The sequence below is a fragment of the Pseudomonas sp. B21-041 genome (genome assembly GCF_024748675.1).
GTDB classification, from domain to species: domain Bacteria; phylum Pseudomonadota; class Gammaproteobacteria; order Pseudomonadales; family Pseudomonadaceae; genus Aquipseudomonas; species Aquipseudomonas neuropathica.
Genome location: NZ_CP087175.1, coordinates 2700119 through 2722108, shown reverse-complemented (window position 1 = coordinate 2722108; position 21990 = coordinate 2700119). Strand labels below are relative to the sequence as shown.

Genomic DNA, 21990 nt, shown 5'->3' with positions numbered 1-21990 from the left:
AGCTTCCGTTCTTAATTTTCAGCTATCAATCAAAGCAGCTCATTATGATGGCTGGAACTGGCCGATCTCTACCTGTCGTGCCTCGCAGACGCAGAGTGTATAAAAACCCTTCTCTTAGGGCGGAAGGCACGGCAAAATACCTAATTTTCAAATTAGAGATAAAAATGGAAAAGCTCATCGCGTCAATTCAAGACTTCCCTGTAATTGTTCAAGGAGCCTTAGGGTCTGCGTTATTTGCACTGGCATTGTATATTGGCCAAAAAGTAGCCGCCTACTGCTTCGACAGCTTTCGCGCAAACTCTAAAAAATCTCGGATTAGGCAACTAAAAGAACAGTACATACGGCTTCGTGCACTTAGCTCTGAAGACCGCGCAGAAAGCGCTTATTTTGCCTCACTGCTTTGGCTAAGGGCATCGCGCCATGTGGTGAAAGCCTTGATATGGTTGACGCTAGGTCTAGCGTTTGGGTCCGCTTTCGAGCCACTTAGCATTGTAGGCTTTATGGGCGCAATTTATTACTTGTTCTTTGCGCTAAATATCGTCAAACCAATTAGTTACGACGGAGATGTTCAACAAAAGCTCGTAGAAATTAAAGAAGAAATGGAAAAAGTAGTGGATGACTATTTAACATTTGATGAAAAAAATACTTCAAGAAAATCAGAGTTGTAAAGTCAGCGTCAGGCGACGTCCATGCAGCAACGAACTGACAAAACTCATCAGTGATATCAGGCGGCGAGAATGGATAGAGAACCGTGCTTGAGCGAGCGCTCTGTGTAAACATCGGATGGCCCGCATGGGTTCGTTTTCTTGTATTTGTGTGGTGCAAACCAAGTTACAAACTCATGCAGGCATCTTCAATATTCCAACTTCTTGATTGCCTGTAAGAAAATCGGGGATCGCTCAGGGTGTCCGCCCCTTTTGTTTGTAAAAACTATTATAGCTCTGCATAACTGGGATTGAGAGCGGTTAGGAGCGAGCCATAGCGCACAAGGAATGTCGACGGATCACTCTTCCAAAATTTTGGATTCTCTCCAATTAACTGTGTAAGTTCTTCGAGCTTTTTATTCATTTCATCACCAAGTCCTGCTGCCCAAGCCCCAGAAATTTTCACAACCAACTCTTCAACTACATGACCCAACGTAAATCGTCGTGTTTCTGGATCAAACTGAGCGTCACACGCCGAGTCCAAAAACGTGCTTAGAGATCGACCCTCTTCATTCAGACCATAGATCAAGCCTGCAAAATCCTGAAGTGCAAGATAACTAATTCTATCCATCTGAATGGGCAAGCCATCATACATTTGTGCGATCCGGCCTGGCAGCTCGGTATCTATACACTCCGATATATATTTTCCACCGAAAACATAATGATCACCAAATGTCACAACCAACAATCGATAACTGCAACCATCAAATTCTTTTATTTTCGACAAGCCATTCGCGACAGACTGTGCTTGGTGAATTGCTTTGATATAGCTCGACTCTAGAAGACTTTTTAATACACTTGCATCGGCGGTGCACTTCATGAGGTCCGTAGGCTCAATCGCCTTACACTCAATCAAAGTTATTCGATCGCCCTCTCTCACCACATAATCGACCAACTTACTCTTTAAACCTTGCTGCATCAAAACTTCGCGCAACTCACTTTCCGTGACCACCTTATCAAAACACATACCACCAATAATTTCTCCAACCCTTATTTCCATATCACCTCCAAATTTATCCTTAAATGCTGGAAATTCTTTCTTTAATAATGCAGGAGCCAAAGCACACAACGCAGTTATGCAAAAACTGGAATTAAATGCTACAAGACAACCCGACTCCATTATGAAAGGAATATATTTGAACGGGGTCTCTTGAAAGTACTCGCTCTCATAGATCCCGCCCAAATCATGAAACTCCATAAAACTCGGAATAGCCTCAGATTCGCAACTAGCCAGACGTATAAAAGCCAAAACATGTGTACAGGGAATCCCAGGACAGAGGTAAAAAAGAATCTCAGATATTGGCATTTTCACAACGCCTTCTTTTTGCTGCTTATCCAGCCTAGTTACAATAAAAATAGAAATCTTCAAATAACTATCTAGAGTCAAACCAAAAAACCTCACGAAAAGCTCGTTATAGTAATCATCAGGGCGACTCAATACAGCCCCTTGAGTTAATAACTCACGCATACCGCTTGTAGTATTTTTTTGGTAAAGCAACTGAGATAAAACCATAGCCCTTAATTTCAATTCAATACTGCCGGTCTCTAAGGCAGCCGCAGCGCTTTGCAAATGAAAAATGTCGTTAGCAATTCTGTGAAACTCTGTCTTAGAAATCTCTTTAGCCCCAGCACGCCCCAACACAGCAATTTTCAGCATAAACATGACAATCCATGGCATTTTTCCTGCTTCGTGGGTGCCGTCGGCTACTCTCATGCCCAAATACTCAAGCGCGCAATTCAACACGGACTCATGTGTATATCGAGCTAGTTGTTCTTTGACCAAGCTAATCCCGAGCAAATATTTATTAGTACCCATACACTACTCACTTCAAAGAAGTCAGCCACCCTTGATGACAAATTAACAGTTACGCAGACCTGCTAGATCACGTTACAAAAAACACAGATCCGGAACTTGCAACAGTTGAAATCTGCCCAGCCTGACCCACTGCCCCCCCCAAAAAATAACAGCCAGATCAAACTAGCAAAAGTCCTCCAAACTCAATCAACACCTGTACCCACAAACAAAAACCATGGAACTCTGTTCGGAAATATCAATGATGAACAAAGCGCACCGACCTTTACCTCTGCAAAACGCAACGAAGTATCACTAGCAAACTGAGGAGCACAGGAGGTACGCCAACGAGACACCAAATCACTAACCCCCCAAACGCCATGCCCTATCTGGAATACGTGATTGAGACCATTTTCGATACAAGGTAAAGAAAATTGCGAATGATCATTTGGTATAAAAATATTGAGGTGCGAATGATCCAAATGTTCCAAATTAAAATCAATCAAATCTTGCAATGAAAGCACCTCCCCCATCAACAAAACGAACGCTAAAGATTCGGAAGGATGACTACTAAATTCTCTCTGAGAGGGTAAATTATTATTTTCTCTTGCACGCAAGTAGCCAAATACCTTATTCGAAGACAAATCAGCTCTAGCAAGCGCACCGTCACTTTCTATAAGGGCATTATAAAATGAACTTATTATTTGCTCACATATTTCTGTATCTCCGTGCTCAACCGAACTGAGCAGGAAGGCTGCTAAAAAGGGTGTTTCAGACTCTGACATTCCCACTGCTGATGCCGCATAATGATCAGCAATGTATCGACTAAACTTGGCACTAAGATCCCTAATTACTGTAACATCCAGACCATATTGTTTAGCGATGAATAGCCCTGCGCCTATCCAACCTAATATTCTTGATATTCTCTGAGGCAGGTAAAACAAATCCGGTATGCCGTGCCGGCAGAGGCCCTTGGGATTTTCTTTCAGAAAATCCACTATGCCTTCCAACACTGCATGTAACTCGACAAAAATATCTTCCGCAAGATTGCGCACGCAAATTGCCGAATCTTTATCATCTGGTACAGAGCGAAGAAGAAGCGCGATGCATGTTGCCGTCAGCTCTATATGAGCGAAAGAATTTTCCTGCTTTTTAACCGATGTACCCAGAGAGCGCCAGACACTTTCAATAAATGTCGCAGTTGCACCAGGTATTTTCTCAAGATGCTCCGTGCTTTGGAACATTTTTCCGTATAGCTTTTCAGGAGTGAGTTCCGATGCGGGAGCAAACATTAGACCTAGCAGTTCTGAGGAACTGGCTCCAATCACCATACCAGTGGTTGATGTAGGCGATATCCCGGTAATTTGCAAAAGCGAGTTGGGCGTTTTGTCGACTGCATGGGGGTTACCGTAAATTGGCATAGGCCCATATAAGTTCATACCCCAGACCGATGGTAGTTGCCTTCCAGCGCTAGTGGTTGCCACGTATTGAGCAGCTGCCCGCCCTATGTCCAAGAGATCCAAAAATGGAGCCCTTGATCCAGTGTCAACTTCGCCACTTAGTACCCGCAATATTGCCGTAGTCCCCCATCCTCCAGAATTATCTTCCGAAGCAGCCTGATCAGATGCAGAAGAGACAAAAATTGAAACTCCACAACTTCGTGCTTTTCCGACAATCTCAGGTTTAAGAAGGGTTCCCATATCAGAAATCATACCGCCAGCCTCACAAGCATCAATAATCAAATTGCAATGTGCGGCCTTTATTTCATTGATAAACTCGAATACATGGCTTAATGCTAATCCGGTTGTTGACATTCTATCGTTACGGGTATCGCACATGCAAAGATAGTAAGTTCCGTTAACAACTCCCCCATGACCGGCAAAGAAAATTGTTAGACTTTCTATTTCTTTAAAACGATCCTGCAACTGCTCTAGTGTTGCCCTGACATCACTTAGCGTGGGAGAGAGTACTAGAAGAGAGTGCTCTGGCTCTATGCACCCCAACTTAGTTTCCGTAAGCTCCAAATGGATTTTTGTTGCATCACTCTCTGCACCAGAAAGCTTTCCAAGGCTCTGGTACTCATTACAGCCGATACTAAGTAGAACTCGCTGCGACTTCATTGTTGCTCCTTTGAAAATTTGGCTTTTCGCACCGCTTCCTTCTCAAGAGCCTCTGCTGATTTCAATTCTTTTATTTCGGCAATCTTATTCTCAAAATCTATTGAATTCATGGCTGAATCACGCCTAAATGACTCTATTGCTGCAGTTCCGGCATGTATTTGAGGCATAGAGACATTTCCATCTCGATCGACACCAAATTCAATTTTTTCAAGCATTTCAATGAATGCTTTCGCAGGTTCTTTACCCGCACTGACCACATTGCCATATTTGTCACAGACATCTGAAACCGTAGCGTACAGACTTCTTACAAAAGACTCAGCCATCTCATTCGACAATTTACTCAGCGTATTCTCTATAAGCTCAAGTTGCCGCAACATTACGTCGTCAAACTCAACATTCATTTGATGCTGATATCGCTCCAATTCTGAAACTTGATCAGGATCATAGCTCTGATGAGACTGCCACGATCTACCATGAACAAATCGTTGAACATTTCTAGGATCAACGTACGTCTGTTGCAACTCTCTTAATTGCTTAATAACTTCTTTGCCAAATGCCTGCATAACCAGGCCTGCCTCGAAATCAAATGGAAACGGATGCTGATCCATCATTGATGCCATCCTTACAAAAATTTACTGGTGCGATGCACAACCTAACGACGAGATTAGCGCTGGCCGGAAGGAAAAACCACCTAGGTATGAATCTCTGACCAAAGCTACCGATTTAGCAAGCAAACTCCTTCAAGTCTGCTCGTGGGGAAAAACACTCAGAAACATGTTCCATTTGACCGTTCTCTTCATTTGGCGAGACGTTCGAATCGGCAATCCAGAAGGCACCCTCCAACTCAAATAACAAAATTATTGCCTCCAACCTCACAACTCAAGGCCTCACCAACCGCGGCAACACCACCCCCTCCACCAACCTCTCCACCCCCAACCTTACCCTCTCCCCACCCTGCTCAATCACCACCCCATCCCCCTCCACCGCCACCAACTTCACCCCAGGCCCGACCTTCTCCCCCTGCAAAAAACTCCTCGGCGGCCCATCGTTCAGGCTCAATATCGCCACCGCCCCCCGACTCCCCGCCATCACCCCGCTCACCTTGATGTCCATCGGCGCCGTTTGATTGGAAAACCACTGCAACGCCGGGCTATCGCTGCGCGCGGCCAGCAATTGCGGGGCCGCTGCCGGGGTGTGTGATTCGGCGGCGGTCAGCAGCAGCGACGACCACGTCGCCACGCCGACCAGCGCGGCGAGCAGTGCGAGGGCCTGGACCATTTGGGGTGGGGAAACGCGTGCGGTGAAGGTCATGGGTTGAATCTCCTTTTTATCCCTGCTGTCAGCCTACGCGGCAATTCTCTCCGTTTTATTTCACACGCCTTACATGTTGGCCGTGCACGATGGCGCAGGACGCAAAGGAGCGCGCGCGCGATGAACAGGCAAGAGGGCTTTACGCTGATCGAGTTGATGGTGGTGCTGGTGATCATCGGCATCGCCAGTGCGGCGATCAGCCTGAGTATCAAGCCGGATCCGTTGCAGTTGCTGCGCAAGGATGCCGAGCGTGTGGCGCAGTTGCTGCAGGTCGCGCAGGCGGAGGCCCGGGCGGATGGTCGGCCGATTGTGTGGGTGAGTGATGCCAAGGGGTTTCGGTTTAGTCGGCGCAGTGACAGTGGCAAGGGGTTTGATCATTTCGCGCAGGATCCGCAGTTGCGGCCGCGTGCCTGGCAGAGTCCGAAGATGGAGGTGCGGGTGGAGCCGAAACAGAGGGTTGTGCTGAACGCTGAGTGGATTAATCCGCCGCTGCAATTGACGTTGTCGGATGGGTTGAATCGCTTGAGTGTGGTGCGTGATGGCAGTGGAAGGATCAGCCTGCAATGAAGCGCCAGCAGGGTTTTACGCTGATTGAGGTGATGGTCGCGATTTTGTTGATGGCGGTGGTGAGTTTGATTGCTTGGCGCGGGCTAGACAGTGTGACGCGGGCGGACAGTCATTTGCAGGCGAGCAGTGAGCAGAGTGACGGTTTGTTGCGGGCGCTGAATCAGTTGCAGCGGGATGTGGAGATGCGGGCGGGGATTGAGTTGACCGAGCCGAAGAAGGTTGGGGTGGATGATGAGCCGCCGAGCGCCCCGCCCGCGCTGACTGTGCGCAGTAGCGACAGTAAGGCGTTTCGGCTGGATATTATTCGCACGGCGGCGGATCAGCCAGGGGCGTTGCAGCGTGTGCGATGGTGGGTCAAGGGCGACACGTTGTATCGGGCGGTGGCTGAGGCGCGGAGTCGGTATCCGTTGCCGGCGCCTGGGAATGGGGTTGCTGTTTTGAGTGATGTCAGTGATGTGCAGGTGCGGGTTTGGGAGGTGGATAAGGGGTGGCGGCAGTTGAGTGGGAATCGGCGGGAGGATCCGTTGGGGTTGGAGATTCGCTTGAGTCGGGGGACGGTGCAGGGGGTGGAGAAGTATCGGCAGGTGATTGGGCCGTTGGATTGATGCGTATCCCTGCAAAGCTCCTACATTGGGATTGGTTGAAATCAGTTGGAAATTGGTCGGCTTTCAGGCCGCCATCGCTGGCAAGCCAGACTCCCACAGGGATTGAGTACAACCGGTAGATATTGGTTGGCTGGCAGGCCGTCATCGCTGGCAAGCCAGCTCCCACAGGAATTGGGTGAGGTCAGTGGGGATTGGTTGGCTGTGAGGTCGTCATCGCGAGCAGGCTCACTCCTACAGTTGGATCGGGTGCATCAGCAAGAGATTGGTTGGCTGGCAGGCCGCATTCGTGAGCAGGCTCGCTCCCACAGTTTATAATTTGCGTACAACCCAAGCGGCAAAGCCGCCCCACTCAACAGGATGAGCGTTAGCTCGGCTGCAGCTTTTGATCTTGATCTTGATCCACGGGCGACGTCGGAAGGCTGAGTGGAGGGATTCATCCGGGCGTGGGAGCGCAGCGACCGTTTGGCGAAGCCAAATGCATCGAGAGGAGGTGCAGCGAAGCAAACCGTAGGCGATGCGCCCGGATGGATCCCGCAGCGAAGGTACCCCGAGCTTTAGCGAGCGGGCCGTACGTAGGAGCAAGCGTTTTTTTGCTTACTTTTTTTAGGCGTTTGTAAAAAAAGTGAGTCGCCGTAAGGGCGAAACCCTAAGCGGCCTTTACCGCAGCAACGGATATGTACCCAGTCAAACCCACTAACTCAAAACGACAACGCCACCCGGCAACTCAGTGCATTTAACGCCATAAGCATCGCGAATCAGCAGCGCAACGCCGGCGAGCTGATCAAGGCTAAAGCGGGCCTGGACGCGGCGTTGGCCGAGTTCGCGGTTGAGCAGCAGCAACATCCCGGGGCGGTAGCGGTTGATTTCGTCGATCATCTGGCTGAGGGTTGCGCCGTTGAACACCAGCACTTGTTGGCGCCAGTTCATCACGGCGGCTGTGTCGACGCTTTGCACGCTGCCGACCTGCTGCGCGTCGTAGGTCACTTGCTGGCCCGGTTCGAGGCGCAGGCTGCGGCCTTCTACATCGACTTCAACGGCGCCGTCGAGGCAAGTTACGCAAACTTGTTGATCAGTATTACGCAGGTTGAAACGCCCCTGACTGGCCCGCAACCACCCTCCTCCAGCCTGCATCGCCAACGGCAACCGCGCTGTCTGCACTTCAACCTCACCACTGACCAGCTCAAACCCCTGCACACCGTCAGACACCGCACGCTGATTGATCCGCGTCTGAGTGTTCAGCTCCAGACTCACACCCTGCACCGGTTCAAAACGCCGCTGCTGGCCGACTTCAGTAATGTAGTCCGCGCCCAGCCCTTCAAAACCACCAGGAATCGTCCCGCGCACCAGCAAAAACGCCGCCGAAGCAGCAATCGCCCCACCGAGAAAGGCGCGGCGACCGAAACGACGCGGCGCCTGCATTTGCTCCACGGCCGGTTGCAGTTGCTGCCACAACCGCTTGGCCTCTTCGAATGCGCGGGCATGCTCGGCGCTCTGCGCACACCAGTCGCGCAGGGCGCGGGCGTCGGCCACGGTGGCGCGGCCGGAGGTCAGCAGGACCAGCCAGTCGCGAGCTTCGCTGTGCAGATTGTCGGCCGCCGATGGCTCGGCAGGTGTCAGTCGAAAGATGTTCAAACGCGCAGATTCTCAACGAATTGATCGGGCACTATTCAGAAGACGGTTTTCCGGCCCCGCGACCGAACCGCTGAAACACTTTTCTTTCCAGCTTCGCAGCGCAGAAGCCTAACGCGGCTTTGATTTCCTTCTCGACCATGCGCGTGGAAATGCCGAAACGCTGCGAGATTTCCAGATGCGGCGCCTCTTCCAGACGCGCCGCGATGAAGATCTTCCGGCGCCGTGCGGGCAGCTCGTACAACGCACTGAGCAGCGACTGGATTTCCTTCTGCCCACCGACCACCCGCGCCGGGTCCAGCGCTTCGTCGCCGATTTGCAGCAGCTCCTCGACTTCCTCGCCGGTGAGCAGACGTGCATCGGCCTGACGGCGGTCGGCGGCGATGTTCAGGGCCATGCGATAGAGGTAGGCATTGGGCCGCAGGACGTTCGGCGGCGTCTCCATGCGGTCAACCCGCAGGTAGGTTTCGTGCAGCACGTCGTTGGCCAGATCTTCCGAACCGAGACGCCTGCGCAGGCGCACCCGAAAGTCCTCGTAGGAGGCCAGGAACAGTTGGACCATCGAACCTTGTCCGGTGTCTTTCATCCCCCGGAAACTCCTTCCCATTTGGTGCATTCCATGCGTTTCCCTGACGACTCCGGTAACAACAGCAACGTGACCGGCTGACGCAAGGCGCTGGGCGTCGGCCGGTCGATTTTGAGGTTGCGAAAACTTTCCACCAGCGCGTTGTCGCGCCGTACATCACCGGTCGAAGTGACCAACCGGTTGTGCTGCACCAAGCCGTCACGGCCAACCCACACCTGCAACACCGCGCGATAACTGCCCGGACGGGTCAGCGGCGAGCGGCACAGGTTGCGCTCGATCGCCGCTTGCACGGCCGTCGCGTAACTGCGGTTGACGGCGACGCTTTCCGGCGTCTGTTTTTGCGGCGGCGCCGGCACGTCTTCGACCTGCGCCACTTGCAACGTAAATGCATCGTCCCGCGCATAACGCGCCATCAACCCACTGCCGCCGAGCAATCGACGCAGGGCATCGGCGGCGGTGTATTCACCGTCCACCGCCAGCGAGCGACGACCACGACTCAACTGACTGTCGACCAGCACCGCAACGCCGGTGGCGTGGCTGTACTGATCCAGCGCGTGGGCCAGATCCTGTGCCGGAATGTGCAGCGTCATGCGCAGGTCCGCCGGCACCGCATCGGCCATGGCGTAGCCCGCCGCGCAGCCAAGCAGCCACCCCAGACACATCCGGCGCACAAGCCTCGTTGAACGCTGAAAACCGTCCGTGGAATTGCCTCGCTGCACGGCTGACGAATCCTTGGAAATCGTCATCCTGAGGGCTGTTTATGAATCTGGTGTGACGGGCGGTGCAAAAAAACCATCACGGGAATTGCGCAAGGCTTGCACTAGACTCAAGCCATAGCGCGGCCCCGTCGGGCCGGCCAGGAGGCGAGCATGAACACACTGTGGCGATTGAGCCTTGGCGGACTGTTGTTGATGGCGCTGTCGAGCGCTTATGCCGAGGAACCCTTGGGCTGTGTCGAGGTGACGGTCGGCGGCTACAAGGCGCCGAATTACGACTGTTTGAGCCAGCAGATGGGCAACAACCCGGAAGGCGCGGCGGCGGCGGAAAAGAACCAGGAGGCGCTGAATGTGCCGGTGAACAAACGGCCGCCGAATCAGGTTGGACTGGCGACGCCGGCCGCGACCAGTACGCGGATGGGCAATACCTTTGGCACATCAGTGAAACCACAACGCCCACCGCAATGACACGCCACCGATCATTCCCACGCTCCGCGTGGGAATGCAGCCCGGGACGCTCCGCGTCCCATCCAGAGCCGAACGCGGAGCGTCCGTTGCGGCATTCCCACGCAGAGCGTGGGAACGATCAGGGCGGGTTCAATCGCTTGGGGTTTGGCGGAAGCTCACCGCAAGGCGATTCCAACTGTTGATGGTGGTCACGGCCATGGTCAGATCGACCAGTTCGCCTTCGCTGAATTGCTCGCGCGCCTGCTGATACACCTCATCGGGCACACGGCTCTCCGCCAACAACGTCACCGCCTCCGCCCAGGCCAGCGCCGCACGCTCGCGCGGGTTGAAGAAATTACTGTCGCGCCACACCGCAATCGCATACAAGCGCCGATCACTCTCCCCGGCCCGTCGCGCATCCACTGAATGCATGTCGGTGCAGAACGCACAGCCGTTGAGCTGCGAAGCGCGGATCCTGATCAATTGCAGCAGCGGCTGTTCGATACTGAGGTGGGCGGTCAGCGCCTCCATGGCAATCATCGCTTTCATCGCTTTGGGCGAAGCGTTGTAGTAATCCAGGCGCGGGGACATGGCGGTTCTCGGTGGACGGAATAATGAGTGCACCGTAAACGCCGACAGCGATGCGTTACAGCCCCAATTGCACGGAAAACCGCTACACCAATCACCATGAGCCGAGCACAAATCCCTGTAGGAGTGAGCCTGCTCGCGATAGCGGTGTGTCAGGCAACATTTTTGTCGGATGTGCCACCGCGATCGCGAGCAGGCTCACTCCTACAGGGATTGAGCCAATTTCGGGTTTTTCGGATAGGCAACTATTGCGAATCAAACAACAGCGGTAATCTGGCGGGCACGCCAAACAGCCCCAGGAGCCTCGTCGGTATGGAACTTCACGTCGTGATCAACGGCCGCAAGGATCTTGCCGGTCAGTTGTATCAGCAACTGCGCGGGGCCATTGAATCCGGGCGTCTGGCTGCCGGCACGCAATTGCCACCCAGCCGTCTGCTCGCCGAGCAACTGGGCATTTCGCGCAAGACCATTTCCGACACCTACGCGCAACTGACCTACGAAAACTTTCTCACCGGGGTGATCGGCAAAGGCACCTACGTCAACGCGCGCCCGGCGCAGATCCAGCGCAAACAGAGCCACACCGAACTGGCCGGCGCCGAGGTGATCGAGAGCTGGCGCAATCTGCCGGTGTTTCTGCGCCATCCGACGCTGGAAGGTTCGCTGCGCTACGACTTTATCGGCGGCGCCACCAGCAAGGGCCAGTTCCCGCAAGATGACTGGCGCCGCTGCGTGTCTCACGCGATGCGGCAGATGGCGCAGTCCAAGGGTTTCTACAGCCTGCCCGAAGGCTTGCCGGCGCTGCGCAATGCGATTGCCCGGCACATCGCGTTTTCCCGGGGCATCAACTGCCAGGATGAAGACATCGTCGTGTGCAATGGCGCGCAACAGGCGCTGGACCTGATCACCCGTGTGCTGATCCGCCCGGGCAGTCTGGTGGCAATGGAAGATCCCGGTTATCCGCCAGCGCGTCTGCTGTTCGCCACCCATGGCGCCGAGGTGGTCGGGATTCCGGTGGATGCCGAGGGCATTCAGGTTGAACATATTCCCGAGGGCACCCGCCTCATCTATGTCACGCCGTCGCACCAGTTCCCGCTGGGCATGCCGATGAGCCACGCACGCCGCGAAGCCTTGTTGGCTCGCGCGCATGAGTTGGGCGCGATCATCATCGAGGACGACTATGACAGTGAGTTTCGCTACGAAGGTCGGCCGACCGATTCGCTGTTCAATCTCGACCAGCGCGGCATCGTCGCCTACGTCGGCACCTTCTCGAAAACCCTGCTGCCGGAGCTGCGCCTGGGTTATGCGATTCTGCCGCCAGCGATCCTCGAGGCGGTGATCCGCGCCAAGCAACTCACCGATCTACACGCCTCGACCTTGCCGCAATGGGCGCTGGCCAAGTTCATCGCCGAGGGTTGCCTGCTCAAGCATATCCGCCGCTGCCACACCATTTATGCGCAACGCCGCGAGCGCATTCTGGCGCGCATGGCCGACGATCTTTCGCCGTGGCTGCAGGCGGTGCCGCCGAGTGCCGGGTTCCACATGACGGTGTTCTGCAAGGTTCCGATCGACCTACCGCTGGTGATCGAACTGGCGAAAAAGGTCGAAGTCGGCCTGTATGCGATCAACGGTTTCTATTACCAGCAAACGCCGAAAAACGGCCTGTACTTCGGCTTTGGCGCCATCGAAACCCTAGACATCGATATCGCTCTGGATCGCCTGCGCGACATCCTCCAGCAGGTCGCCTGAGCGATTGGCCTAAAGATTTAACCGCCGATTGGTTATTGGTGATCCACAAGTGCAGGCCTATTCTGCACAGGCGTTATCCCTCAATGAGCAGGATTCGTCCGGCCTGATTCAGGAGTGTGAGCAATGTCCAACGAAGTGATCAATACGGTGCAGGTGCAGGCTGCCGCCGGCCGCTCGGATGAACTGGGCAAGCAACTGCAGAAGATCGTCGAAACCCTGCGCGAAACGCCGGGCTGCGATTCCTACCTGGTCGACCGCTGCCCGAGGACAGCCACCGCTGGACGGTCAGTGCCCGCTGGCAGTCGGAAGCGGCGATGCAGGCGCATTTCAACCGGCCCGAGGCGCAGGGGTTTATTGACTTGATCGATAGTCGGTTGGCCAATAGTGTGGATTTCAACAGCTTCCCTATCGTCTGATCTGACGCTATCGCTGGCAAGCCAGCTCCCACAGGGTTCAGCGTCGTTCGATAATTTAATGAACGACACAAAACCTGTGGGAGCTGGCTTGCCAGCGATGGCGTACTCAAACACGCTGAATAACCGCCGATTGGTCACCCAATCTTCCCGAATATTGGCCGTTTGAATGCCCCGCCCTGCGGACTACTGTGATCAGCAACACCCCGATCATCACAGGTAACCCGCCATGAAAGCCCTGCCCTTCTTCGCCGCCGCCCTCGCCCTGAGCCTCTGCACCTCGGCCGTTTTCGCCCACGATCCCTCGGAAAAAGTCACCGTCCTGCAAGACCAGATGCTGAAAAACGCTCCCGGCAAAAAAGCCATGATGATCGAGGTCGACTACAAACCCGGCCAATCCTCAATCGCCCACAAACACGACGGCACGGCGATGGCTTACGTGCTGGAAGGTGAAGTGATTTCCCAAGTGAAGGGCGAACAACCGATCACCTACAAGAAGGGCCAGTTCTGGTACGAACCCGCCGGCTCCGAGCATCTGGTGTCGAAAAATGCCAGCCAAAGCAAACCCGCCAAGTTGCTGGTGTTCATGGTGCTGGCCCCGGATGAACAAGTGCTGATCCCGCTGAAAAACTGATGGCTGTTTAACCAGCCATAAATAAAAAGGCTCAAATCGTTGATTTGGGCCTTTTTATTTCCCGGGGCAATTAACCGCGCCGGGTTACAGCAAATGAACCTAATCAACTGTTGTTAGCTCAGCAAATTGTCAGGTTGACGGGTTTAGTCTGAATTAACGGTCGTGATTTACGACTTTTAAACTTTCCGACTGATGTTGTTTCACGGGAGAAACACCATGAAACTTGCGTTCACCAGTGTACTGGCGATATCGGTTTTAACCCTCTCTGCCTGTTCAGTGCCGACGGCCCCAAAAGCAGTTTCCTCTCTCGATACTCTGCTGACTCATCCCACCGGCCGCAGTAGCGCCACTCAGGTAAAAAGCGGTCCCGGCGTATCGCTCGGCGTGGTCTACAGCCCAAGTACCCAGACCAACCGTGAATACCTGCGTGACTATCAAGCCAACGCCGGCACCGGTTTCGGCCAGAGCCTGCTGGTGCAGCCGATCCACGACGCCTATGTCGCCAGCTCGAAACCAGACATGGCGGTGGAATGGGTCAACGCCTCGCTGCAGCGTCAGTTCGGCTCGGTGACGGTGTATCCGGATATGCAGAGTCTGCGTGCGGCCAAGCCTGATGTGGTGGCGATTGTCGACACTCACAGCCAGTTGATCACTTCGCGCAGTTCCGACATCAAGGCCGACGTCAGTGCCGATTTTTATGATGCGCAGCTGAACTATATCGGTACGGCGAAAGGTTCGGATGCACGGGAATTGACGCCAGTGTGGGCGGACTTCAAACGGTCGGAAGAGATAGTGGCGGATATTAATCAGCAGCAGGATGTGCAAGTTCGGGCGTTGCAGAAGTTTGACCAGTCGCTCAACAATTTGGTCGCAAGGCCTGCGGATAAAGTGTCAATGCTGGATAGTAAACAAAGTCAGAAGTTGTATTGATATAAAGAACGCCATCGCGAGCAGGCTCACTCCTACAGTTGGAATGCGCTCCCCTGTAGGAGTGAGCCTGCTCGCGATGACGCCATAACAGCCACCAAAAAACCCTCAGACATAAAAAAGCCCCGGCATCTCACGATACCGGGGCTTTTTCATTCAGCGCTTACTTATGCCAGTTCAAGCTCGGCATTCGCAGCAGCCGCAGGCACGACCGCTTGCCCACTCAACGCCAGGTCCAGCAGTTCACGGTTCGCCACTGCATACATGGCGTAATCCGTGCCGCTCGCAGCGCGGATTTCCACCAGCATGGCGCGCCAGCGCGAGATCATGCTTTCGTGCTGTTCCATCCACAGCGCCAGACGTGCTTCCACGTCTTGAGTGCCGTCGCCCTGTTGCAGGACGGAGATGGTGATCGCCCGTTGCTGCCAGTCGACGTCATCACGGAACGCTTCACGGGCCAGGGCTTGCCAGTTGTTTTCAACCGGCAGCGCGCTGATCTGTTGCAGGTACCAGGTGATGTCCAGCGCACTGCCCACGGCGAAGTAGGCCTTGGCCACTTCGGCAGGGTTCTGTCCGGTCACGTCGGACGCTTCGATGATCGGCAGCAAGGTGTACAGGTGCGAGGTGCCCGCCACCATACGCGCCAGCAACTCCGGCACACCGGCTTCGACGTAAGCCTGATAACGCGCCTGCCAGTTTTCGCGGATTTCGCCGCTCAGCAGTTCGTCGAGCTTCAAACCCAGCTCTTTCAGGTGCGGACCGAAGTGCGCGGTGTCACGGGCAGCGTTCTGCTCGTTGCGACGGGCACGCAGGAACCAGCGCGTAGCGCGGCGACCCAGACGCATCAGCTCGTCCATCAGCTCCAACTGCACGTCAGCGCTGACTTGGTAGTCCAGCGCTTCGATCTGACGGAACCAGTGCGGGAGGTGGAAGATGTCGCGCACGATCACATAAGCGCCAGCGACGTTCGCCGGGCTCATGCCGGTCGACTCTTTGAGTCGTTGAACGAAGGTGATGCCCATGTGGTTGACCAGGTCGTTGGCGATCTGGGTGCTGACGATCTCGCGCTTCAGACGGTGACGACGCATGGCTTCGGAGAACTTGCTGACCAGGGTCGGCGGGAACGCCGTTTCCATGTCGCGGGTCAGGTAGTCGTCGTCCGGCACCAAGGAGCCCAACAGCTGCTCTTTGAGGTCGATCTTGCTGTACGAGATCAGCACCGACAGCTCAGGACGGGTCAGACCGTGGCCTTCGGCAATGCGCTCGTTGATCTGCTCTTCGGTCGGCAGGAACTCGATGGCACGGTCCAGCTTGCCACGGCCTTCCAGATCACCCATCAGACGCTTGTACTCAGCGATGCGTTCGTAGGCACGACGCGCCGCCAGGGACAGGGCCTGAGTCTGCTTGTAGTTGTTGCCCAGCACCAGGTTGCCGACTTCGTCGGTCATGCTCGCCAGCAACTGGTTGCGTTGCTTGTCGGTCATGTCACCGGCCTGAACCACTTCGTTCAGCAGGATCTTGATGTTCACTTCGTGGTCGGAGCAGTCCACGCCACCGGCGTTGTCGATGAAGTCGGTGTTGGAACCGCCGCCATTCAGACCAAACTCCACTCGACCCAGTTGGGTCATGCCGAGGTTACCGCCCTCGCCCACGACTTTGCAGCGCAGCTCGTTGCCGTTCACGCGCAGCGCATCGTTGGCCTTGTCGCCGACATCGGCGTGGCTCTCGGTGCTCGCTTTCACATAAGTACCGATACCGCCGTTCCACAGCAGATCCACCGGTGCCTTGAGCAAGGCGTTCAGCAGTTCGGTCGGGGTCAGCTTGTCAGCCTTGATGTCGAAGCGTTCCTGCATCTGCGGGGAGATCGCGATGCTCTTCGCGCTGCGCGAGAAGATACCGCCACCTTCGGACATGATGCTGGTGTCGTAGTCGGTCCAGGCCGAACGCGGCAGGTCGAACATGCGCTGACGCTCGACGAAGCTGGTCGCCGGGTTCGGGTTCGGGTCGATGAAGATGTGCATGTGGTTGAAGGCAGCGACCAGTTGCAGCTTGTCGGACATCAACAGGCCGTTACCGAACACGTCACCGGCCATGTCGCCGACGCCGACAACAGTGATACTGTCTTCCTGAACATTGATGCCGCGCTCGCGGAAGTGGCGTTGTACGCCAACCCACGCGCCTTTGGCGGTAATGCCCATTTTCTTGTGGTCGTAACCGGCCGAACCACCGGACGCAAACGCGTCACCCAGCCAGAAGCCGTAGTCGATGGCGATGCCGTTGGCGATGTCGGAGAAGGTCGCAGTGCCCTTGTCCGCTGCTACTACCAGGTACGGGTCGTCATCGTCGTGGCGAACCACGTTCAATGGCGGTACCAGCGCGCCGTCTTTCAGGTTGTCGGTGATGTCTAACAGACCGGAAATGAAGATGCGGTAGCAGGCGATGCCCTCGGCCGCGATCTCGTCACGGCTGCCGCCCAGTGGCAGGCGACGCGGCAGGAAGCCGCCCTTCGCACCCACTGGCACGATGACCGAGTTCTTCACTTGCTGGGCTTTTACCAGGCCGAGGACTTCGGTACGGAAGTCTTCTTCACGGTCGGACCAGCGCAGACCACCACGAGCGACGTTACCGAAGCGCAGGTGCACGCCTTCAACGCGTGGCGAGTAGACGAAGATTTCGAACTTCGGCACTGGCTTCGGCAGTTCAGGGATCGCGTGCGGGTTGAACTTGAAGCTGAAGTACGACTTGTTCTGGCCGTTGGCGTCAGTCTGATAGAAGTTGGTCCGCAGGGTGGCTTTGATCAGGTCGAGGTAACGACGCAGGATGCGGTCTTCGTTGAGCACCTGGACGTCGTCCAGTGCGGTCAGAATCGCTTGTTCCAGACGCAGTTGCTTGTCTTCCAGATCGTCGTCGCTGAGTTTGCGCGCCAGATAGAAGCGGGTCTTGAACAACCGGGTCAGTTCGCGAGCGATGTCGGTGTGGTTGTTCAGGGTGCTGGCGATGTAACCCAGGTCGAAGCCCAGACGAATCTGCTTCAGGTAACGCGCGTAAGCACGCAGCAGCGCGACGTCGCGCCATGGCAGGCCGGCGGTCAGTACCAGACGGTTGAACGCATCGTTTTCGGCGTCGCCGCGAACGATGTGGACGAACGCGTCCTGCAGGGTGTCGTTGAGTTGCTGGATGTCGAGGTCGAGGCCTTCAGCGGCAGTGAACGCGAAGTCGTGGATCCAGAACTCGCGGCCATTGGTGTGACGCAGACGGTACGGGAATTCGCCCAGTACGCGCAGGCCGAGGTTTTCCAGGATCGGCAAGACGTCGGACAGCGCCAGCGGCGTGTCGGCGTGGTACAGCTTGCAATGCAGCTCGCGCTGGCCGGAGACCTGACCGAGCGGCTGATAGAAGCTCATCACCAGCGGATTTTTTTCGTTGAGGCTCAGCAGGTGCTGCATGTCGACCACGGCCGAATGCGCAGCGAAACGCTCGCGGTAGCCGGCCGGGAAGCCTTTCGGGAAGTCCGCCAGTACGTTGGTGCCGTGGGCTTCGCCGAAGCTTTCGACGGTCAGTGCGGCGTAGTCGTCCTGCCAGCTGCGGCACGCTTGTACGACTTCTTTTTCCAGCAGCACGGTGTCGATGTCGAGACGGTTTTTCGGGTCGACACGCAGGATCAACTGCACGCGCGCCAGTACCGACTCAGAGAAGAATGTCCAGAATTCGCAATCGGAGGCCTTCAGGCGCTCCATCAGCACTTGCTGGATCTTCTGGCGAACTTCGGTGGAATAGATGTCGCGCGGCACGTAGGCCAGGCAGTAGCAGAAACGCCCGTACGGGTCTTTGCGCAGGAACACGCGGATCTTGTTGCGTTCCTGGATCTGCACGATCGACATCACGGTGGTGAACAGTTCGTCGACCGGGGTCTGGAACAGGTCATCACGCGGCAGCACTTCAAGCACCTGCGCCAGTTCCTTGCCCAGGTGAGCCTTGGACTGGAAGCCGGAGCGCGTTTCGATTTCTTCGACCTTGCGGCGGATGAACGGGATGACCCGCACGCTCTCGCCATACACCGAGGAGGTGTACAGGCCCATGAAACGGTGTTCTTTGATGACTTTGCCGTCGGCGTCGATTTCACGGATCGACACGTAGTCCGGGTAGGCCGGACGGTGTACACGGCTTGGGTGCGCAGCCTTGGCGAACGACAGCAGGGTCGGTTCGCGCAGGTAGGCAACGGCGTAGTCTTCGATGCGCAGGTCTTCGTAGGTCAGGCCGGTGCGCAGCAGTTTGGTCAGGCCGAGGAAGGAGTTCTGGTCGTACTCGATATGGCCGCCATCGGCCTGATCGGTGACTACGAATTCTTCGTAGCCGAGGAAGGTGAAGTGGTTGCCCACCAGCCATTCCAGGAAGCTTTTGATTTCGTTCTTTTCGTCGGCATCGACGGCGAAGGCGCTGTTGTCGAGTTTGGTGAGGATTTCCTGCACCTTGGCTTTCATCGGCTCGAAATCGGCGACCGCGACGCGGACTTCACCGAGAACCTGTTCCAGCTCTTTGCTCAGCACATTCAGTTCGGCCGCGTTGGCGCAGCGGTCGATTTCCAGGTACATCAACGACTCTTGCAGAATGCCGTCGCCCTGGGTGCCTTTCGGCAGGATTTCCAGCAACTCGCCCTTGCTGCCACGACGCACGCTGAGCACGGTGGTTTGCAGGGTGTGGATGCTGTAGCCGCGGCGGTTCAGCTCGGTACGAACCGAGTCGACCAGAAATGGCAGGTCGTGGTGCAGGACTTCGACCGCGGTGTGGGTCGACTGCCAGCCATGACGCTCGTAATCAGGGTTGTAGACGCGCACTTGCGGTTGCGCGTGATCGAAGCGCTCAAGCAGGCGCCACGCGGAAAGAGTACAGCCAGCGAGGTCGGAGAGGCGACGTTGAGTCAGCTCGTCCAAAGAAATGATGCCGAAGAATTGTTCAGCGAACAGCGCCACTTGTGGCAGTGCCTGTTCACTGATGTGCTGCGCCAGTGCCGCTTGCAGTTGGTGCTGGAAGTCGGCTTTGCTGGCTGCGGTGAAGAACGCCATCTGTGGTACTCCGCTTAAGCTTGTTATTGATGGAAAGCGTCGCGTGCAACACCCCTTTCGGGGCTTGTGTCGCCCTGTTCCTGATTCTCGGGCAGAGGAAACAGGGGGACAGGTGGGTGAAGCTGGACGGGACACTCAGGTCACATTCACCTTCCATAGAATGAGCATCTGCAAAAGCGACTGCCAGCGGTGCCGACAATGCCTTTACGGGTGCTCATCCGTTGCGCAGCTTAAAGGGTGCGACAATGTGTCTGCTTGCGGTGCTGCGACATATTCGGTCATTGGCACGTAAACCGAGGGTCTGGCACCGGTAAACACTAGCAGTCGTGGCGGAAAATGCCGGTCTGAATGCCCGTTTTTACGGTACATGCGTGCCAGAAATGACCATTGATCCATGTCGCGTTCACGACACATCCTCTGACACTCTCACATGCAGAAATTCCCGAGGACTGGCAGAATCGCGCCCATTAGCGACCAACACGCCCCTCGAGGCAGGAATTGACCATGCAAATGACCACCGCCCTACTGATCGTCAACCCGTGCGATGACGAAGAAGACAACATGGCAATGCTCTGCTGCCACAGCGACAAGGGCGACATGTTCCTGATGAGTCGCTACCCGGATGAGGATGAGCTGGAGATCACTCTGGATGGCGAACCTTCGACGCTGGACGGGGTGAAAGTCACCCTGAGTTCGAATCTGTTGAAGATCGAGATTGCGGCGGCGGATGCCGATGCGCTGAACGGGGATGATGTGCTGGAGATCAGCTTTAACCCGGACATGGTTGATCTGGATGAGGTTGTCGAGACCTTGACGAATATCCTTGATGGGACGGGTACCTTCATTAACGAAGTTTGATGGCGTCCAGACTGGCCTCATCGCTGGCAAGCCAGCTCCCACAGGTATCAGCGGTGTGAACGCGATCTATGCAACACATCGGTCCCTGTGGGAGCTGGCTTGCCAGCGATGAGGCCTTCACAGACAGCCAAAAGATCGCAGCCTGCGGCAGCTCCTACATTGGAATGCAATCACCTGTAGGAGCTGCCGCAGGCTGCGATCTTTTGCCTTTTTCTACAAAATGCCGTTAGTCGCCACCCCCCGCGATGGATTAAAGTAACGCCCCCAGCCCCGGCGTTATCCGAACGCCTGTGGCCACCCCTTTCCAGGAACAGTCACCGATGGAACATCGTGAAGCGCTGCTGGCGCTGCGAACCTTTCTTTCAACGCAGATTCTCGGCCAGGAAAAACTCATCGAGCGTTTGCTCATCGCCCTGCTCGCCGACGGCCACATGCTGGTCGAGGGTGCGCCGGGTCTGGCCAAGACCAAAGCGATCAAAGAACTCGCCGAGGGCATCGAAGCCCAGTTCCATCGCATTCAGTTCACCCCTGACCTGCTGCCGGCCGACATCACCGGCACCGAAATCTATCGCCCGGAAACCGGCAGTTTCGTGTTCCAGCAAGGGCCGATCTTCCACAACCTGGTGCTGGCGGACGAAATCAACCGTGCCCCGGCCAAAGTGCAATCGGCGCTGCTCGAAGCCATGGCCGAGCGTCAGGTCAGTGTCGGTCGCAGCACTTACGAGTTGTCGCCGCTGTTTCTGGTAATGGCCACGCAAAACCCGATCGAGCAGGAAGGCACGTATCCGCTGCCGGAAGCACAGCTCGACCGTTTTCTGATGCACGTGAAAATCGGTTTCCCGGACGCTGCCGTCGAACGCCGCATCCTGCAACAGGCCCGTGGCGAAGCGTTGAACGGTGAAACCAAACCCGAACGCCGCGTCAGCCAACAGGCGATCTTCGCCGCGCGCAAGGAAATCCTCGGTCTGTACATGGCCGACGCCGTGGAGGAATACCTCGTGCAACTGGTCATGGCCACGCGTAACCCGGCCAAGTTCGACCCGGAAATGGCCGAGTGGATCGCCTACGGCGCCAGCCCGCGCGGCTCGATTGCTCTCGACCGCTGTGCCCGCGCTCACGCCTGGCTGGCCGGTCGCGACTTCGTCAGCCCGGAAGACATTCAAGCGGTGCTGTTCGATGTGTTGCGTCACCGCATCATTTTGTCGTTTGAAGCCGAAGCCGCCGGCATCGATCAGGATCGGGTGGTGCAGCGGATTCTCGACGTCGTAGCCGTCGCTTGACCCC

At 55.8% G+C, this 21990-nt stretch carries 18 protein-coding genes and 1 pseudogene; 10 read left to right on the top strand and 9 right to left on the bottom strand.

Annotated features, from left to right (window positions below; translation table 11 throughout):
• Nucleotides 1–164 precede the first annotated feature (164 nt).
• Entirely contained in the window at nt 165–668 is a 504-nt protein-coding gene (locus LOY43_RS12155; protein WP_258709716.1) for a hypothetical protein, read from the top strand.
• 265 nt (nt 669–933) lie between these two features.
• Here LOY43_RS12155 and LOY43_RS12150 read toward each other — a convergent pair whose 3' ends face one another.
• From LOY43_RS12150 to LOY43_RS12135, 4 genes are all read right to left on the bottom strand, one after another.
• Nucleotides 934–2520 (bottom strand): hypothetical protein, encoded by a 1587-nt coding sequence (locus LOY43_RS12150; protein WP_258709715.1) that lies wholly within the window; start codon nt 2518–2520, stop codon nt 934–936.
• A gap of 182 nt (nt 2521–2702) precedes the next feature.
• Nucleotides 2703–4616, bottom strand: a complete 1914-nt coding sequence (locus LOY43_RS12145; protein ID WP_258709714.1) for a caspase family protein — start codon at nt 4614–4616, stop codon at nt 2703–2705.
• Nucleotides 4613–5227, bottom strand: a complete 615-nt coding sequence (locus tag LOY43_RS12140; protein ID WP_258709713.1) for a hypothetical protein — start codon at nt 5225–5227, stop codon at nt 4613–4615. Before LOY43_RS12140 ends, LOY43_RS12145 begins: the two co-directional genes overlap by 4 nt.
• Before the next feature lie 268 nt (nt 5228–5495).
• Nucleotides 5496–5927 (bottom strand): type II secretion system protein N, encoded by a 432-nt coding sequence (locus tag LOY43_RS12135; RefSeq protein WP_258709712.1) that lies wholly within the window; start codon nt 5925–5927, stop codon nt 5496–5498.
• Nucleotides 5928–6047: 120 nt separating this feature from the next.
• Here LOY43_RS12135 and gspH point away from each other — a divergent pair, with 120 nt between their 5' ends.
• Together gspH and LOY43_RS12125 are read left to right on the top strand one after the other, a co-directional pair.
• A complete protein-coding gene (gspH, locus tag LOY43_RS12130) occupies nt 6048–6494 on the top strand; it encodes a type II secretion system minor pseudopilin GspH (RefSeq protein ID WP_258709711.1) in 447 nt (148 codons plus the stop codon).
• The gene (locus LOY43_RS12125) at nt 6491–7099 is read left to right on the top strand and encodes a prepilin-type N-terminal cleavage/methylation domain-containing protein (protein ID WP_258709710.1); all 609 of its coding nucleotides are present in this window, start codon (nt 6491–6493) and stop codon (nt 7097–7099) included. Before gspH ends, LOY43_RS12125 begins: the two co-directional genes overlap by 4 nt.
• 693 nt (nt 7100–7792) lie before the next feature.
• Here LOY43_RS12125 and LOY43_RS12120 read toward each other — a convergent pair.
• Genes LOY43_RS12120 through LOY43_RS12110 form a run of 3 tightly spaced genes read right to left on the bottom strand, consistent with a single transcriptional unit; the run spans nt 7793 to nt 9976 of the window.
• Nucleotides 7793–8731, bottom strand: a complete 939-nt coding sequence (locus LOY43_RS12120) for a DUF4880 domain-containing protein (RefSeq protein WP_258709709.1) — start codon at nt 8729–8731, stop codon at nt 7793–7795.
• 31 nt (nt 8732–8762) lie between these two features.
• A complete protein-coding gene (locus LOY43_RS12115) occupies nt 8763–9314 on the bottom strand; it encodes an RNA polymerase sigma factor (RefSeq protein WP_095050126.1) in 552 nt (183 codons plus the stop codon).
• Complete coding sequence (locus LOY43_RS12110; RefSeq protein WP_258709923.1) at nt 9311–9976, bottom strand: secretin and TonB N-terminal domain-containing protein; 666 nt, start codon at nt 9974–9976, stop codon at nt 9311–9313. Before LOY43_RS12110 ends, LOY43_RS12115 begins: the two co-directional genes overlap by 4 nt.
• Before the next feature lie 207 nt (nt 9977–10183).
• Here LOY43_RS12110 and LOY43_RS12105 point away from each other — a divergent pair, with 207 nt between their 5' ends.
• Nucleotides 10184–10498 carry a hypothetical protein gene (locus LOY43_RS12105; RefSeq protein ID WP_077573225.1) on the top strand — a complete coding sequence of 105 codons (315 nt, stop codon included), beginning with the start codon at nt 10184–10186 and terminating at the stop codon, nt 10496–10498.
• Nucleotides 10499–10627: 129 nt separating this feature from the next.
• On the opposite strand, the gene LOY43_RS12100 is transcribed toward LOY43_RS12105, so the two are convergent.
• Nucleotides 10628–11068 carry a carboxymuconolactone decarboxylase family protein gene (locus tag LOY43_RS12100; protein WP_095050123.1) on the bottom strand — a complete coding sequence of 147 codons (441 nt, stop codon included), beginning with the start codon at nt 11066–11068 and terminating at the stop codon, nt 10628–10630.
• 309 nt (nt 11069–11377) lie between these two features.
• Between LOY43_RS12100 and LOY43_RS12095 the strand changes: the two genes are divergently transcribed.
• The 4 genes and pseudogenes from LOY43_RS12095 to LOY43_RS12080 all read left to right on the top strand — a co-directional run bounded on the left by LOY43_RS12095 (nt 11378) and on the right by LOY43_RS12080 (nt 14788).
• Nucleotides 11378–12811, top strand: a complete 1434-nt coding sequence (locus tag LOY43_RS12095) for a PLP-dependent aminotransferase family protein (RefSeq protein WP_186624275.1) — start codon at nt 11378–11380, stop codon at nt 12809–12811.
• 123 nt (nt 12812–12934) lie between these two features.
• Nucleotides 12935–13227: pseudogene (locus LOY43_RS12090) on the top strand (putative quinol monooxygenase).
• A 226-nt stretch (nt 13228–13453) separates the two neighbouring features.
• On the top strand, nt 13454–13858 hold the full coding sequence (locus tag LOY43_RS12085; protein ID WP_095050121.1) for a cupin domain-containing protein: 405 nt from the start codon (nt 13454–13456) through the stop codon (nt 13856–13858).
• A 216-nt stretch (nt 13859–14074) separates the two neighbouring features.
• Nucleotides 14075–14788 (top strand): ATPase, encoded by a 714-nt coding sequence (locus LOY43_RS12080; RefSeq protein WP_258709708.1) that lies wholly within the window; start codon nt 14075–14077, stop codon nt 14786–14788.
• A 164-nt stretch (nt 14789–14952) separates the two neighbouring features.
• Here the strand turns inward: LOY43_RS12080 and LOY43_RS12075 are convergent, their stop codons facing one another.
• A complete protein-coding gene (locus LOY43_RS12075) occupies nt 14953–19848 on the bottom strand; it encodes an NAD-glutamate dehydrogenase (protein WP_220558690.1) in 4896 nt (1631 codons plus the stop codon).
• 504 nt (nt 19849–20352) lie between these two features.
• Between LOY43_RS12075 and LOY43_RS12070 the strand changes: the two genes are divergently transcribed.
• Together LOY43_RS12070 and LOY43_RS12065 are read left to right on the top strand one after the other, a co-directional pair.
• Nucleotides 20353–20706, top strand: a complete 354-nt coding sequence (locus LOY43_RS12070) for a hypothetical protein (protein WP_095050118.1) — start codon at nt 20353–20355, stop codon at nt 20704–20706.
• A gap of 320 nt (nt 20707–21026) precedes the next feature.
• Nucleotides 21027–21986, top strand: coding sequence for a MoxR family ATPase (locus LOY43_RS12065; protein ID WP_007913915.1), 960 nt, complete (start codon nt 21027–21029; stop codon nt 21984–21986).
• Nucleotides 21987–21990 lie beyond the last annotated feature (4 nt).

Bases quoted from the DNA above. Each gene is read 5' to 3' on its own strand.
- LOY43_RS12070 (WP_095050118.1), top strand. From the start codon at position 20,353: ATGCAAATGACCACCGCCCTACTGATCGTCAACCCGTGCGATGACGAA.
- LOY43_RS12095 (WP_186624275.1), top strand. From the start codon at position 11,378: ATGGAACTTCACGTCGTGATCAACGGCCGCAAGGATCTTGCCGGTCAG.
- LOY43_RS12110 (WP_258709923.1), bottom strand. From the start codon at position 9,976: ATGTGTCTGGGGTGGCTGCTTGGCTGCGCGGCGGGCTACGCCATGGCC.
- LOY43_RS12075 (WP_220558690.1), bottom strand. From the start codon at position 19,848: ATGGCGTTCTTCACCGCAGCCAGCAAAGCCGACTTCCAGCACCAACTG.
- LOY43_RS12100 (WP_095050123.1), bottom strand. From the start codon at position 11,068: ATGTCCCCGCGCCTGGATTACTACAACGCTTCGCCCAAAGCGATGAAA.
- LOY43_RS12155 (WP_258709716.1), top strand. From the start codon at position 165: ATGGAAAAGCTCATCGCGTCAATTCAAGACTTCCCTGTAATTGTTCAA.
- LOY43_RS12085 (WP_095050121.1), top strand. From the start codon at position 13,454: ATGAAAGCCCTGCCCTTCTTCGCCGCCGCCCTCGCCCTGAGCCTCTGC.
- LOY43_RS12105 (WP_077573225.1), top strand. From the start codon at position 10,184: ATGAACACACTGTGGCGATTGAGCCTTGGCGGACTGTTGTTGATGGCG.
- LOY43_RS12065 (WP_007913915.1), top strand. From the start codon at position 21,027: ATGGAACATCGTGAAGCGCTGCTGGCGCTGCGAACCTTTCTTTCAACG.
- LOY43_RS12080 (WP_258709708.1), top strand. From the start codon at position 14,075: ATGAAACTTGCGTTCACCAGTGTACTGGCGATATCGGTTTTAACCCTC.
- gspH (WP_258709711.1), top strand. From the start codon at position 6,048: ATGAACAGGCAAGAGGGCTTTACGCTGATCGAGTTGATGGTGGTGCTG.
- LOY43_RS12140 (WP_258709713.1), bottom strand. From the start codon at position 5,227: ATGATGGATCAGCATCCGTTTCCATTTGATTTCGAGGCAGGCCTGGTT.
- LOY43_RS12150 (WP_258709715.1), bottom strand. From the start codon at position 2,520: ATGGGTACTAATAAATATTTGCTCGGGATTAGCTTGGTCAAAGAACAA.
- LOY43_RS12135 (WP_258709712.1), bottom strand. From the start codon at position 5,927: ATGACCTTCACCGCACGCGTTTCCCCACCCCAAATGGTCCAGGCCCTC.
- LOY43_RS12145 (WP_258709714.1), bottom strand. From the start codon at position 4,616: ATGAAGTCGCAGCGAGTTCTACTTAGTATCGGCTGTAATGAGTACCAG.
- LOY43_RS12125 (WP_258709710.1), top strand. From the start codon at position 6,491: ATGAAGCGCCAGCAGGGTTTTACGCTGATTGAGGTGATGGTCGCGATT.
- LOY43_RS12115 (WP_095050126.1), bottom strand. From the start codon at position 9,314: ATGAAAGACACCGGACAAGGTTCGATGGTCCAACTGTTCCTGGCCTCC.